Source organism: Polaribacter sp. HaHaR_3_91, assembly GCF_019278525.1.
Classification (GTDB): Bacteria; Bacteroidota; Bacteroidia; order Flavobacteriales; family Flavobacteriaceae; genus Polaribacter.
Genome location: NZ_CP058986.1, coordinates 1175412 through 1188676 on the forward strand (window position 1 = coordinate 1175412; position 13265 = coordinate 1188676).

The following is a 13265-nucleotide window of genomic DNA, read 5'->3' on the forward strand; positions in this document are numbered from 1 at the left end:
AAGAATTAATCTATCCAAATAGACTTTGTGTTTACAAATTCTCTAATTCCGTAGCTAGAAAGTTCTCTACCATAACCACTATTTTTAATACCACCAAAAGGTAATCTTGGATCCGAAGTAACTAGTTTGTTTACAAAGCTATTTCCTGCTTCTAATTGCAAAGCAATTTTTTCTCCTCTTTTAGAGTTAGACGTAAGTACACCAGAACCCAAACCAAAAGCGGAATTATTTGCAAGCTCTATGGCTTCCTCTTCACTTTTTGCTTTTATTACAGAAGCTACAGGTCCAAAAAGTTCTTCATCAAAAGCTGTCATACCAGGTTTTAGATCTGCTAAAATTGTTGCAGGATAATAAGCTCCTTTTTTATCAGGAATTTTCCCTCCTAAAATTAAATTTCCACCTTGTTTAATAGTTTTTTCTACCTGCTCATGAATTTCATTACGTAAATCTATACGTGCCATAGGGCCGTAATAAACGTCTTCGTCTGTTGGAATACCCATTTTTGCGGCTTTCATTTTTTTTGTGAATAGTTTTAAGAAATCATCATAAATTTCTTCTAAAACAATAAAACGTTTTGCAGCAATACAAGTTTGTCCGTTATTTTGTAACCGTCCAAATGTTGCTAAATCTGTAGCTTTTTCTAAATCTACGTCTTCCAGAACGATATAAGCATCACTTCCACCTAATTCTAAAACGGTCTTTTTTAAGTTTTCTCCTGCAGTTTTAGCAACAGAACGTCCTGCTGGTTCACTTCCTGTTAAGGTTACAGCAACAATATTATTATCTTCTATGATTGCTTCTATAGCATCTGACGCTACATTTAAGTTTGTAAAAACTCCTTCGGGAAAACCTGCTTCTGCAAAGGCTTCTTCTAAAGCAAAGGCACAACCTTGTACGTTAGACGCGTGTTTTAAAACACCTGTATTTCCTGTCATTACTGCTGGTGCCGCAAAACGAATAACTTGGTAAAAAGGAAAATTCCATGGCATTATGGCTAAAGTAACTCCTAAGGGCTGAAACGTTACATAACTTTTACTTGCTTCTGTTTCTACTATTTTATCGGCTAATAATTCCGTGATGTTATCTGCATAATACCTACAGATTAGAGCACATTTTTCTATTTCTTTACGAGATTGTTCAATTACTTTTCCCATTTCTTGGGTAGCTAATTGTGCGTATTTCTCTTTGTTATTATCAAAGATATCAGCCAGTTTGTATATCAACTTAGAGCGTTCTTCTAAACTTGTTTTTTTCCAAGATTTATAAGCATCGTTTGCTTTTGTAACTTTTTCTTTAGTTGTTTTTTCTGAAATTCTGTTATAAGTTGTAATTTCTTCCTCTGTGGCAGGGTTTATAGTGGTGATTGTTTTCATAATTTTATTTTTTAGAATTTTCACTTAGTAATACATTTAATATTTCATGATTTAATGAATAATCTACGGCTAAATCAATTACATGTACTCCTTTTAAATTTAATGTTTTTGTTAAAGTTTCTTCGAACTCTGATGAGGATGTAGGTCTGTGTCCAATAGCTCCAAAACTTTCTGCATATTTTACAAAATCTGGGTTTTTATATTCTAGTCCAAATTTAGGGAATCCTTCTCCTTCTTGTTTCCATTCTATCATTCCGTAAGCGTTATCATTCAAAATAATGATAACCAAATCTAAATCCATTCGAACGGCAGTTTCTAATTCCTGAGAATTCATCATAAAACCACCATCACCGTTAATAGAAATAACTTTTTTATGGGGGTGTAATTCTTTTGCCATCATTGCTGAAGGAAAACCTGCGCCCATTGTTGCCAAAGCGTTGTCTAATAGTAAAGTGTTTTGAGCATAAGCGGGGTAGTTTCTAGCAAACCATATTTTATAAATTCCGTTGTCTAGCGTAACAATTCCATCTTTTTGTAAAATGTTTCTTGTAATTTCTACCAAACGTTGAGGTAGCATTGGAAAGCGATTGTCATCTTTGTATTTAGAGAGATGACATAATACATTGTCTTTCACTTTTAAGAAAAAGTCAAGATTCCATTTTTTCGCATTCGATTTTAACTCTTTTGTTAATTGATGAATACTTGTTGCAATATCTCCAATTACATTTAACTGTGGAAAATAAACCTCATGAACTTCTGCTGCAAAAAAGTTAATATGAATCACTTTTCTTTTGTCATCAGGATTCATAACAAATGGAGGTTTTTCTATAGTATCATGACCAACATTTATAATCAAATCTGCAGCTTCTATTGCTTCGTGTAAAAAATCGTTTGAAGAAAGTGCAGCAGTTCCTAAATAAAGCGGATTCCTTTCGTCAATAATTCCTTTCCCCATTTGTGTGTTAAAAAAAGGAATTCCTAATTGATCTACGAAATTAGTTAAAGCTTCACTGGCTCTTTTTCTATTTGCTCCAGCGCCAATTAATAATAAAGGTTTTTTGGCTGAAAGAATCATCTCTTTTGCTTCTAAGATGGAACTTGTATTTGCTGATGGAATTTTAGCGCTATTTACATCAAAATATTGCGGATTTTCAACGATTTCTTTACATACGTCTTCCGGAATTTCTATATGCACAGCGCCTGGTCTTTCTTCTTGAGAAACTCTAAAGGCTTCTCTAATGATTGCACTTGCATTTTTACCATAGGTTATTTGTTTAGAAAACTTTGTAAGTGGTTGCATCATCTCTAAAATGTCTACAATTTGAAATTTACCTTGTTTGCTTTCTTTTATTGGTTTTTGTCCTGTAAGCATTACCATTGGCATTGCGCCCAATTGTGCATAAGCTGCAGGCGTCATTAAATTGGTTGCACCAGGGCCTAATGTAGACATGCAAACTCCAGGTTTTCCTGTAAGTCTGCCATAAGTTGCTGCCATAAAGCCTGCTCCTTGTTCGTGTCTCGTAAGTATTAATTTTATTTTATCAGATTTCCTGATGGATTCTAAAAGGTCTAAATTTTCTTCGCCAGGTAAGCCAAAAATATATTCTACGCCTTCATTCTCTAAAGATTTTATAATAATATCTGAAGTTTTCATTTTATTAAGTTTAAAAGTTAATTTTAGTTTTTTATGAATTATGCTTTATGAACAAACTTTTCCCAATCGGCAAACTTTTCTTCTTTCATTACACGTTCCATTTTTACTTGTCCACCTTTTTTCTTGTTATTGTCATTCCAGTCATGAAATGTTTCAACAGGAATTACGGTAACCTTGACACCTTTTAATGCTTTGCTTCTTGCAACTTTATAATTATTATTTGCTTCTTTTAGAAAATCATCTAACGCTGTTGCAATTTTATCATTGTCACCTTTTAAATCGGAGCCTAAATACCAAGAATGATAAAATTCACCATCTTCAAATCGCTTTGCACAAATGGTATATTCTGTAATGGTTGTAGAGAATTTTTCTTCTATATGTTTAATAGCATCATCCATTTTATTAACGGATAATTGAGATCCAACAGTATTTAAGAAGAATTTAGTACGTCCTGTAATCTTAATTTCAGCCTTTTCTACATCTGTAAATTTAATGGTATCACCTATTAAATAACGCCAAGCTCCACTCACGGTACTTATAATTAAAATGTAATCGGTGCCTGTTTCAACCTGTTCTAAAGTTAAAGAAGGTGCATTTTGTTTGATAGATCCATCTTCATTTATATAATCTGGATTCATAGGAACAAATTCAAAATAAATACCATTCTCGGTATTTAGCTGCATTGCATCGGTTTCTGGTCTTACTTGTGTAGCAATGTATCCTTCGGAAGCCAAATAAGTGTCTATAACCGTAACGGGTTTTCCTAATAAGGCTTTAAAACTTTTTTCATAAGGACCAAAAGCAACACCACCGGAAGTGTACACTTGAAGATTTGGCCAAATTTCATGTATGTTTTCTAAATGATGAAAATCAATCACTTTTTGCATCATTAATTCTATCCAAGAAGGTATTCCGCTTAAAGCACCAATATCCCATGATTTAGCATTTTCTGCAATATGTTGCACGCGCTCGTCCCAATCTTCAATCTTGGCAATTTCTTCTCCGGGTTTGTAATAACCTTTAAACCAAAAAGGAATATTACTAGCACTAATTCCACTTATTTCTCCTTCAAAGTGATCGTCTTTCTCATCTAAATCTGTAGAGCTTCCTAACATCATAATATCTTTCTCGAAGAAATCTACAGGTAAATCAAAGTTATTTAAAGAAGTAACTTGTTTTATTCCAGAACTTTTTATGGCAGCAATCATTTCATCCGTAACAGGAATTCTTTTACTCTTTTTTCCGGTGGTACCGGAGCTTAAAGCAAAATAAGATGGACTTCCGACCCAAGTTACATTTTCCTCTCCATTATGAATTTTGTACCACCACTTTTCGTTCAGTGAATTATAATCAAAAAAAGGAACTTTATTAGCAAAGGAGGTTTGTAAATCATCACTTAATAGGATGGATTCAAAATTATAAGCTTCACCAAATTGAGTTTCTTTGGCTGTTTCAAGTAAGTTTTGTAAAACTTCTTTTTGAGCTTCGACGTGGTTTGTTTCTGATGAAAGTGTATCAGTTAAATTGATAATTCCTTTTATAATATTTCCTAAGATTGCCATAGTTTATGTTTTTTACAAAGATCAAGATTGTATTGCTATTAGATTAACTCGTATCGTGGAAAAAAGAGTCCATTAGAGTTTTTGATTTGAGTTAAAATCTAAATGGTTTGCAGTACTCTTTTCTATGTAATTTCTTTTATTTTGTGATTAACCTAAATTATATATAAAATGAATAACGAAAAAAATGAATTAGAAATAATAAAAAAATACCAAGAAAAAGGGTATACCAATAATTATAGAGTAGTAGATGGAGTGTTAATTGATAACAATACAAAAAGTAAGTACAAGCCTACTGAAATTTTTATTGTAGCAGAACATCGTTTTGAAGGAATGAGTAATCCTGCAGATATGTCTATATTATATATCGTTGTAACAAAAGATGATGCTAAAGGTACTTTTTTAGCTTCTTATGGAGGAGCATCTAGCACCGAAGCAGCAGAATTCTTTAATGAGATTCCGAAAGAAAATGTTTCAAATAAAGAAAACTTATTTATGTAAAAAATGTTTTTTTACTCGTCCGTACTATCAATTAAAATAGTTAGTAAATCAATAGCGGCTTGTGCGATTTTTGTTCCAGGACCAAAAATACCAGCAGCACCAGCTTCTAATAAAAAAGGGTAGTCTTGTACAGGTACAACACCGCCAACAATTACCATAATGTCTTCTCGTCCGTATTTTTTTAATTCGGCTATAACTTGTGGTACTAAAGTTTTGTGTCCTGCAGCTAAAGAAGAGATTCCTAAAATATGGACATCATTTTCTATCGCTTGCTTTGTAGCTTCTTGTGGTGTTTGAAATAAAGGACCAATGTCTACATCAAAACCTAAATCTGCGTAGGCAGTTGCTACAACTTTTGCACCTCTATCGTGGCCATCTTGCCCTAATTTAGCAATCATAATTCTTGGGCGTCGCCCATCTAGTTCTGCAAATTTATCAGATAGATCTGCTGCTCTCTTATAGAGTTTGTCGTCTTTTATTTCTTTGCTATATACGCCAGAAATTGTTTTGTGAATTGCTTTGTGTCTCCCGAAAACAAGTTCTAAAGCATCAGAAATCTCACCTAAAGTGGCTCTATTTTTAGCGGCTTTTACAGCTAGGTCGAGTAGGTTTTCTTTTCCAGATTTTGCAGCTTCTGTTAATGCATCTAAAGATGTTTTAACAGCTGTATTATTTCGTGTACTTTTTAATTGATTTAATCTTTTAATTTGAGAGTTTCGTACAGCTTCATTATCAACCTCTAGGATTTGTAAAGGTTCTTCTTTTTTTAGCTGATATTTATTAACTCCTACAATTACGTCTATTTCATTGTCTATTTTTGCTTGTTTAATAGCTGCAGCTTCTTCAATACGCATTTTAGGAATTCCTTTTTCAATGGCTTTTGTCATGCCACCAAGTTTTTCTACCTCGCTAATAAGCTCCCAAGCTTTATTTGCTAAATCTTCGGTTAACTTTTCTACATGATAACTTCCTGCCCAAGGATCTACCGTTTTGGTTATATATGTTTCTTGTTGTAAGTGTATTTGTGTATTTCTAGCTATTCTTGCAGAAAAATCTGTAGGTAAAGCAATGGCTTCATCCAAAGCATTAGTGTGTAAACTTTGCGTGCCGCCAAAAGCAGCAGCCATAGCTTCTATGGTTGTTCTTGCTACGTTGTTAAAAGGATCTTGTGCTGTTAAAGACCAACCACTTGTTTGGCAATGTGTTCTTAAAGCTAAAGATTTTGGGTTCTTAGGGTTAAACTGTTTTACAATTTTTGCCCATAACATTCTTGCAGTTCGTAATTTTGCAATTTCTGTAAAATGATTCATGCCAATTGCCCAAAAGAAAGAAAGTCTTGGAGCAAAAACATCTATTTCCATGCCTGCTTCAATTCCTTTCCGTATATATTCTAAACCGTCTGCTAAAGTATATGCCAATTCAATTTCTGCTGTAGCACCAGCTTCTTGCATGTGGTAACCTGAAATAGATATGGAATTAAATTTCGGCATTTTACTACTTGTAAATTTAAAAATATCAGCAATAATTTTCATGGATGGAGCAGGAGGGTAGATATATGTATTTCTAACCATAAATTCCTTTAGAATATCATTCTGGATAGTACCAGAAAGTTGCTCTAAAGAAACACCTTGTTCTTCTGCGGCAACAATATAAAAAGCTAAAATGGGTAAAACAGCTCCATTCATAGTCATAGAAACAGACATTTTATCTAACGGAATTTTGTTAAATAAAGTCTTCATATCTTCTACAGAGTCTATAGCAACACCGGCTTTACCAACATCACCTTGTACTCGCTCATGATCGGAGTCATAGCCTCTATGAGTTGCTAAGTCAAAAGCAACAGACAATCCTTTCTGACCTGCTTCTAAGTTTTTTAGATAAAAAGCATTGCTTTCTTCTGCCGTAGAAAATCCAGCATACTGTCTAATTGTCCAAGGTCTTCTAACGTACATAGTCGCATAGGGACCTCGTAAATTAGGAGCAATACCAGCAGCAAAACCTTCTTGATTAAAAGAAGGTTTTATTTTAAGGTCTGTGTTTTTGAGTTTTATATTTTGTAAATTTTTTCTACTCATTTTTAGGGCTACCCTCGTCTAGTTTCATTAATTTATATAATTCAACTCCAATGTTTTTTACTTTTTTTTGTCTTTTCTTAATTTGAATATAACTCTTTAAGATAAAAGCTAAAGAGAATACGCACAATAGCATAACGGCGCTAAATATAAAGTTAACACTGTTCCCAAACAAATGATAAAACTTGTCTTCTAGAAAATAAAGACTGACTGCAACAAAAAAAATAAATCCGATTATAAGTGTAGGAAGTTTCTTTTTTAATTGTTGAATCTCAAGTTTTAGCTCATTTTGTTTTTTCTGTTTAAGTAGAATTTCTCTGTTTTTATCCATTTTTATTTTGTTCTATACTTTTTTCAGAATGTAACCGATCCTTTTCTAATGATTCTGAAAGCCGTTTTCTAGTTAATGGGGGGACTAGTGTTTTTATGTTTCTTTGCTTAACAAAAGGGTACAACTCTAACTCTTGTTGCATTTTATCTTCTTTATTTTGTTGCAAATTTGTACCTAAAAGTATAATTTCTTTTTGGATGAAACTATTTTCTTCTTTTAAAGCACTTTCTTTAATTTTTTTCTGAATGATGCCGTCCTTTAATTGTTTTAAAAAACCGCCACTTTTTTCTATTTGCTTAAAAATAGTTAATGCATTCTCTGCTAATTGTTGTGTTATTGATTCGATATAATAAGCACCTTCGGCAAAACCCTGAGCTTCTGTCAAGTAGCTTTCTTGTTGTAGTATTAATAATTGATTTCTAGAAATACGATTTCCGAATTCGTTAGATTTATGATAAATGGCATCGTAAGAAACATTAGAAATTGTATTTGATCCACCTAAAATAGCGCTCATACATTCTGATGTTGTTCTTAATAAATTTACATTATAATCATAAATGGTTTTGTTTCTTAAACTTGGTTGTACAAAAATATGAGCTTCTAAATCCCTAATTTCATATTCTTTTATAAGTGCAGACCATAAAATTCTAAAAGCTCTTAATTTTGCAATCTCAAAGAAATAATTGCTTCCTACAGAAAAAGAAAAACTTAATTTTTCTGCGACAGTATCTCCAAACTTATTTAGATATTCATTTGCATGCGCTAGTGTATATGCTAGTTGTTGTGTAATTGTTGCTCCGCAATTTTGATATAGATCTCCAGAAATAGCAATGCAATTTGTAGTATTTTTCTGAATTCTCTCTAGCTTTATAAAATCTTCTTTTAAATTAAAAAACCAATTACCTGTTTCGGCTAAGTTCCTTATTATATCTGTTTGAAAATATGTTTTTTCAGAATTTATAAATTTAGAAACTTCTAACTGAAAGGTGTCTTCTAAAAAATGAAACTGAAAGTAAATGAAAATAGATTTTACATCAATATTAAGAAGTAGTATTCTATAATCGAAGTTCTTATATGCAATAAATTGAACTGAGTTTGCACCTCTTTTTAAAGCATCTATAGCTAGTGAGTTTGCTATTTTTTCATCATCAACAAAAATAGTTTCACAAATATTAAACCCTTTCTTGGGAGTTTCTATTTTAAGACTAGATCTATCTTCTTGTGTGTAAAATGGCTTTACAACAATACCTTCTTGAGTTTTCCATAACAACGTGTCATTATAATCTGCACCTTTTAAGTCTACTTGAATTTTATTTTTCCAAGCAGCGGGTGTAGTTTTTAGAAAATCATCAAAAAGAGAATTTTTCATTTTTTATTTTATGGTATCAAATTCTATTAAATAAATTTCTTCATTTTCTTTTTTCATTAAATACTTTTCTCTTGCAAAACGTTCTAATTGAATAGAGTCTTGTAATTTTTTTATAGTGGCTTTGTCTTCTGCTATTTTCTTTTGATAAAATGAAATTGTACTTTCTAAGTCTTTAATCTCATTATCGAATTTTCTATGTGCTAAATAAGAATTTTCATCAAAAAAGAACATCCAAATTAAAAATGGAATTAAGATTAAAACAAAAACATTTGTTAGAATCTTTACTGCCTTGTTATTTTTAAATTTGTTAAAAGTCATACTAGATTATAAGCGATCGTTAATTACGGTTCTAACAACATCAATTGCTACGGTGTTGTGTTTATTATTAGGAATAATAATATCTGCAAAATTTTTAGTTGGCTCAATAAATTGAAGGTGCATTGGTTTTAAAGTATCTTGATACCTGTTTAAAACTTCGTCAATGTCTCTTCCTCTTTCTGTAATATCTCTTCTAATTCTTCTAATTAAGCGTTCGTCTGTATCTGCATGTACAAATATTTTTATATCAAATAAATCTCTTAATGCTTCATTATTTAATATTAAAATACCTTCTACAATAACCACCTTTCTAGGGTGTGTTTTAATAGTGTCTGTAGTTCTGTTGTGTGTTACGAAAGAATAAACAGGCTGTTCTATTGTTTTTCCTGATCTTAATTTTTTTAGATGCTTAACAATTAAATCAAAATCGATAGCTCTTGGGTGATCAAAATTTATTTTAGATCTTTCTTCATAAGATAAGTTTACGGTTTCGTTATAGTATGAATCTTGAGAAATTACACAAACCTCACCTGTAGGTAGTTGTTTAATTATTTGATTTACAACCGTAGTTTTTCCACTTCCTGTACCTCCGGCAATTCCAATAATGAGCATATAATTATGATTAAGATAATTAATTGTCTAAAATAATAAAGAATTTACAAATACTTAGGATTTATTTAATCTTAAATAGCTTCTATTTTAAAATAATAGAGCTTTTTTTAATTAGCTACAATTTTTTAAATAAAAATTAAATTATTATTCAGACTGATTTTTAGTGTTTTACATAAAAAAAGTCTCAAAAAATTATTTTTGAGACTTTTTAATAAATTGAGCCGATGGAGGGACTCGAACCCACGACCTGCTGATTACAAATCAGCTGCTCTAGCCAGCTGAGCTACATCGGCTTTTATTTTGAGAGCGCAAATTAAAGGCAATTATTAGTATCTACCAAATAAAATTTCACTTTTTTTTAATAAAAAAGCTTCAATTTACATTGAAGCCTTTAAAACAAGAATAATTTTACATAAAATAAAAGAAAATTGAATGATCATTTTCATATTTTATATTTTAAAAACGCTAATTTATTTTTTTTGTTGCCTTCTTTTTACTTTTAAAATTTACGGCCTGTATATGTATTGTGGGTTAAAAATCTACTAATGCTTTTTTATAGGTGGTTAAGCAACGCTCTCTAGCAGATTTATGCTCTACAATTGGCACTGGATAGGTGAGTTCTTGAAAGTCTGGAACCCATTTTTTAATATAGTTTAAGTCCTTATCGAATTTTTTAATTTGAGTAGTTGGGTTAAATATTCTAAAGTAAGGCGAGGCATCCACTCCGGTACCTGCAACCCATTGCCAGTTACCTATGTTGCTGGCTTGTTCGTAATCGTGTAATTTTTCTGCAAAATAGGCTTCTCCCCATCGCCAATCTATCAATAAATGTTTGCAAAGAAAACTACCTACCAACATTCTAATTCTGTTGTGCATAAAACCTGTTTGATTTAATTCTTTCATACCTGCATCTACTAAAGGGTAACCTGTTTCGCCTTTGCACCATGCTTTAAATTCATCTTCGTTATTTCTCCACAGAATTCTATCGTATTTTGGTTTAAAACTCTCTTTAACGGTATGTGGGAAATGCCATAAAATCTGCATAAAAAATTCACGCCAAATTAATTCTTTTAAGAAAGTAATGTTGTTACTTTTAGATACTTCGTCAACCATTTTACGGATACTCACAGTACCAAAACGTAAATGAGTACCTAATTTAGAAGTACTGTCTTTTGCTGGGAAGTTTCTAGTTTCTTCATACGTATCAATTAATTGAGATGATACTTTATAAGAAGCTACTTTTATAGCAGATTCTATAAAACCAATTGCTTCTAATTTTAAAATAGGTTGGTTTTTATTTTTTATTAAATTATCTAACAGTGTTTCTGAAGGATAAAATTGAATTCCCTTAAAATGAAAAGCTTCTAGCCATTTTTTAGAAAAGGGTGTGTAAACTTTATACGGTGTCCCATCTTTTTTTACAATTTCATTTCTTTCAAAAATTACTTGGTCTTTATACGTTTTTAAATTGATGTTTTTTGATGTTAGAAATTCTTTAATTTCTAAATCTCTTTTTATCGCATAGGGTTCATAATCATGATTTGTGAATACGGTATCGATGATGTGCTTTTCTGATAATGAGTTGTAAATTTCTTTAGGTGTTCCGTGATAAACCTCTAAAACACTCCCTATTTCGACTAATCTTTTATGAATATGGGCTATTTCTTTATAAATAAAGGAAACACGTGCATCATCTTTCTTTAATTTACTTAAAATTTCTTCATCAAAAATAAAAATTGGAAGTACTTTTTTACCTGATTTTAATGCATGATATAATCCACAATTATCATCTAACCGTAAATCTCTTCTAAACCAAAAAATGTTTATCTCTGTCTTCATTTATTATCCTTATTTTATTTTTATAAACTAGAAAAACTCTATTTAATTGGTGGGTAGTATTGTCCAAAAAGTTCAATTAATTTTTTTTGTCTGTACTCAAAAATTTCTTCAAGTTTGGGTTTAACTAATATTGGGTGTGCAATTTGACCTAAAATTCCCATAGGAACTTTGTAGTCTATAATGTCTTCCATTTCTACACCGCCTTCAATTTCTTTGATAAAATGTTTGTGATGCCATAATGCATAAGGTCCAAAACGTTGCTCATCTACAAAGTATTCGTTTTCTTTTACGTGTGTAATTTCGGTTACCCATTTTGTTTTTATCCCAAGAATTGGGGTAACAATATATTGTATAATCTGACCAGCAAACATTGGTTTTTCTGCACCAGAAAGAATATCAAAACTCATATAAGTAGGCGTAATTACTTTTAAGTTTTTGGGACTCGATAAAAATTCCCAAGCTTTTTCTAATGTAATTGGTAATTTCTGTTTTCTGTGGAATGTGTATATTTTCATGTTAATTATGAATTAAAATGTAGAGGTTTAATGAAGTTGCAATACAAAGCCAAATCATATATGGTAATAGTAAATATTTGTATCCGCCTGTTTTATTACTTAATTTAAAGAAATAATAAAATAATGTAGCTGTCAGTAATACAATTGATATCAAACCAATTAAGACTAAGTGTTGGTTGAAGAAAATGTAGTTCCAACTAACGTTTAGAGTAAATTGAATTATAAAAACGGAAAGTATTTTAGAATTGTAATTGATTGTAAATTGTTTACCTAAAAAGATAGAAAAACATATCATAATAAAGGTCCAAGCAATTCCAAATACAATACCAGGTGGTGTCCAAGGAGCTTGGTTTAGGTTGGTATACCAATCGGAAAGTGGTCCGTTATCCATTAACCAACTCCCAATGGCTAAAGCACCAAAATTGATTACTAAAAATAAAAGTGTAAGCTTTACTTGTTTCATAGAATAAATTATTTAGATTTTAAAGACTCAATTTTTTTTAGGATGTTATCGGCTTCTAAATATTTTTTGTCGCTATTTGTTCTATTAATAGCTTGTAGTTTAAAAGCTTCTTCCATTAATTTCTTGTAAGATTCTTGCAACTTTTCTATTTCACTTTTCTTTTTAAATAGACCGAACATGCTTTATGATTTTAAGTGTTTTATTATTTTTGAACTCAAGGGTTTTGTAATTGAAAAATAATAATCAACTAATTCTCCCTCTGGTGAGACTAAATATTTTTGAAAATTCCATTTTACAGTAGAACTTTTTTTATTATTTAACTTTTTAGATGTTAGCCATGTATATAATGGATGTTGATTTTTCCCTTTTACATCAATTTTTTCTGTAATTAGAAATGAAACACCATAATTTACTTCACAAAACGTTTCAATTTCAGAAGAAGACCCTGGCTCTTGTTTTCCGAACTGATTACAAGGAACTCCTATTATAACTATTTTGTCGTTATAGGTTTTATGTAATTCCTCTAAATCTTTGTATTGTGGTGTAAATCCGCATTTAGAAGCTACGTTTACAAATAGAATGTACTTGCCTTTAAAATCTGACAAAAGAATAGGGGTATTCTGGAGACTATTAATCTCTGTATTGTAAATATTCATTTA

The 13265-nt window shown here is 31.1% G+C and carries 14 protein-coding genes and 1 tRNA gene; 1 reads left to right on the plus strand and 14 read right to left on the minus strand.

Annotated elements, in window-relative coordinates; genetic code table 11:
• Positions 1-5 precede the first annotated feature (5 nt).
• Genes H0I27_RS04780 through H0I27_RS04790 form a run of 3 tightly spaced genes read right to left on the minus strand, consistent with a single transcriptional unit; the run spans position 6 to position 4589 of the window.
• Positions 6-1373 (minus strand): NAD-dependent succinate-semialdehyde dehydrogenase, encoded by a 1368-nt coding sequence (locus tag H0I27_RS04780; RefSeq protein ID WP_218732749.1) that lies wholly within the window; start codon positions 1371-1373, stop codon positions 6-8.
• A 4-nt stretch (positions 1374-1377) separates the two neighbouring features.
• Positions 1378-3027 carry an acetolactate synthase large subunit gene (locus H0I27_RS04785; protein WP_218732750.1) on the minus strand — a complete coding sequence of 550 codons (1650 nt, stop codon included), beginning with the start codon at positions 3025-3027 and terminating at the stop codon, positions 1378-1380.
• 38 nt (positions 3028-3065) lie between these two features.
• The gene (locus tag H0I27_RS04790; protein ID WP_218732751.1) at positions 3066-4589 is read right to left on the minus strand and encodes a GH3 auxin-responsive promoter family protein; all 1524 of its coding nucleotides are present in this window, start codon (positions 4587-4589) and stop codon (positions 3066-3068) included.
• A 168-nt stretch (positions 4590-4757) separates the two neighbouring features.
• Here H0I27_RS04790 and H0I27_RS04795 point away from each other — a divergent pair, with 168 nt between their 5' ends.
• Positions 4758-5087 (plus strand): hypothetical protein, encoded by a 330-nt coding sequence (locus H0I27_RS04795; RefSeq protein ID WP_218732752.1) that lies wholly within the window; start codon positions 4758-4760, stop codon positions 5085-5087.
• Between the two features lie 11 nt (positions 5088-5098).
• On the opposite strand, the gene scpA is transcribed toward H0I27_RS04795, so the two are convergent.
• From scpA to H0I27_RS04850, 11 genes are all read right to left on the minus strand, one after another.
• Positions 5099-7162, minus strand: a complete 2064-nt coding sequence (gene scpA, locus H0I27_RS04800; RefSeq protein WP_218732753.1) for a methylmalonyl-CoA mutase — start codon at positions 7160-7162, stop codon at positions 5099-5101.
• The gene (locus H0I27_RS04805; protein WP_218732754.1) at positions 7155-7490 is read right to left on the minus strand and encodes a hypothetical protein; all 336 of its coding nucleotides are present in this window, start codon (positions 7488-7490) and stop codon (positions 7155-7157) included. The genes scpA and H0I27_RS04805 overlap by 8 nt, the downstream gene beginning before the upstream one ends.
• Positions 7483-8859 (minus strand): methylmalonyl-CoA mutase subunit beta, encoded by a 1377-nt coding sequence (locus tag H0I27_RS04810; protein WP_218732755.1) that lies wholly within the window; start codon positions 8857-8859, stop codon positions 7483-7485. The genes H0I27_RS04805 and H0I27_RS04810 overlap by 8 nt, the downstream gene beginning before the upstream one ends.
• A gap of 3 nt (positions 8860-8862) precedes the next feature.
• Complete coding sequence (locus tag H0I27_RS04815) at positions 8863-9177, minus strand: septum formation initiator family protein (RefSeq protein WP_218732756.1); 315 nt, start codon at positions 9175-9177, stop codon at positions 8863-8865.
• A 6-nt stretch (positions 9178-9183) separates the two neighbouring features.
• Complete coding sequence (gene udk, locus H0I27_RS04820; protein WP_218732757.1) at positions 9184-9789, minus strand: uridine kinase; 606 nt, start codon at positions 9787-9789, stop codon at positions 9184-9186.
• A gap of 219 nt (positions 9790-10008) precedes the next feature.
• Positions 10009-10082: transfer RNA gene (locus H0I27_RS04825), tRNA-Thr, on the minus strand.
• A 238-nt stretch (positions 10083-10320) separates the two neighbouring features.
• On the minus strand, positions 10321-11628 hold the full coding sequence (locus H0I27_RS04830; protein WP_218732758.1) for a deoxyribodipyrimidine photo-lyase: 1308 nt from the start codon (positions 11626-11628) through the stop codon (positions 10321-10323).
• A 38-nt stretch (positions 11629-11666) separates the two neighbouring features.
• Positions 11667-12143, minus strand: a complete 477-nt coding sequence (locus tag H0I27_RS04835; protein ID WP_218732759.1) for an SRPBCC family protein — start codon at positions 12141-12143, stop codon at positions 11667-11669.
• Position 12144: 1 nt separating this feature from the next.
• Positions 12145-12606 carry a TspO/MBR family protein gene (locus H0I27_RS04840; RefSeq protein ID WP_218732760.1) on the minus strand — a complete coding sequence of 154 codons (462 nt, stop codon included), beginning with the start codon at positions 12604-12606 and terminating at the stop codon, positions 12145-12147.
• Positions 12607-12614: 8 nt separating this feature from the next.
• Entirely contained in the window at positions 12615-12785 is a 171-nt protein-coding gene (locus tag H0I27_RS04845) for a Lacal_2735 family protein (RefSeq protein ID WP_218732761.1), read from the minus strand.
• A gap of 3 nt (positions 12786-12788) precedes the next feature.
• A complete protein-coding gene (locus H0I27_RS04850; protein WP_218732762.1) occupies positions 12789-13262 on the minus strand; it encodes a glutathione peroxidase in 474 nt (157 codons plus the stop codon).
• Positions 13263-13265 lie beyond the last annotated feature (3 nt).

What these genes read in the sequence shown, in the direction of transcription:
- H0I27_RS04780 (WP_218732749.1), bottom strand. Translation starts at nt 1,373, where the DNA reads ATGAAAACAATCACCACTATAAACCCTGCCACAGAGGAAGAAATTACA.
- H0I27_RS04785 (WP_218732750.1), bottom strand. Translation starts at nt 3,027, where the DNA reads ATGAAAACTTCAGATATTATTATAAAATCTTTAGAGAATGAAGGCGTA.
- H0I27_RS04790 (WP_218732751.1), bottom strand. Translation starts at nt 4,589, where the DNA reads ATGGCAATCTTAGGAAATATTATAAAAGGAATTATCAATTTAACTGAT.
- H0I27_RS04795 (WP_218732752.1), top strand. Translation starts at nt 4,758, where the DNA reads ATGAATAACGAAAAAAATGAATTAGAAATAATAAAAAAATACCAAGAA.
- scpA (WP_218732753.1), bottom strand. Translation starts at nt 7,162, where the DNA reads ATGAGTAGAAAAAATTTACAAAATATAAAACTCAAAAACACAGACCTT.
- H0I27_RS04805 (WP_218732754.1), bottom strand. Translation starts at nt 7,490, where the DNA reads ATGGATAAAAACAGAGAAATTCTACTTAAACAGAAAAAACAAAATGAG.
- H0I27_RS04810 (WP_218732755.1), bottom strand. Translation starts at nt 8,859, where the DNA reads ATGAAAAATTCTCTTTTTGATGATTTTCTAAAAACTACACCCGCTGCT.
- H0I27_RS04815 (WP_218732756.1), bottom strand. Translation starts at nt 9,177, where the DNA reads ATGACTTTTAACAAATTTAAAAATAACAAGGCAGTAAAGATTCTAACA.
- udk (WP_218732757.1), bottom strand. Translation starts at nt 9,789, where the DNA reads ATGCTCATTATTGGAATTGCCGGAGGTACAGGAAGTGGAAAAACTACG.
- H0I27_RS04830 (WP_218732758.1), bottom strand. Translation starts at nt 11,628, where the DNA reads ATGAAGACAGAGATAAACATTTTTTGGTTTAGAAGAGATTTACGGTTA.
- H0I27_RS04835 (WP_218732759.1), bottom strand. Translation starts at nt 12,143, where the DNA reads ATGAAAATATACACATTCCACAGAAAACAGAAATTACCAATTACATTA.
- H0I27_RS04840 (WP_218732760.1), bottom strand. Translation starts at nt 12,606, where the DNA reads ATGAAACAAGTAAAGCTTACACTTTTATTTTTAGTAATCAATTTTGGT.
- H0I27_RS04845 (WP_218732761.1), bottom strand. Translation starts at nt 12,785, where the DNA reads ATGTTCGGTCTATTTAAAAAGAAAAGTGAAATAGAAAAGTTGCAAGAA.
- H0I27_RS04850 (WP_218732762.1), bottom strand. Translation starts at nt 13,262, where the DNA reads ATGAATATTTACAATACAGAGATTAATAGTCTCCAGAATACCCCTATT.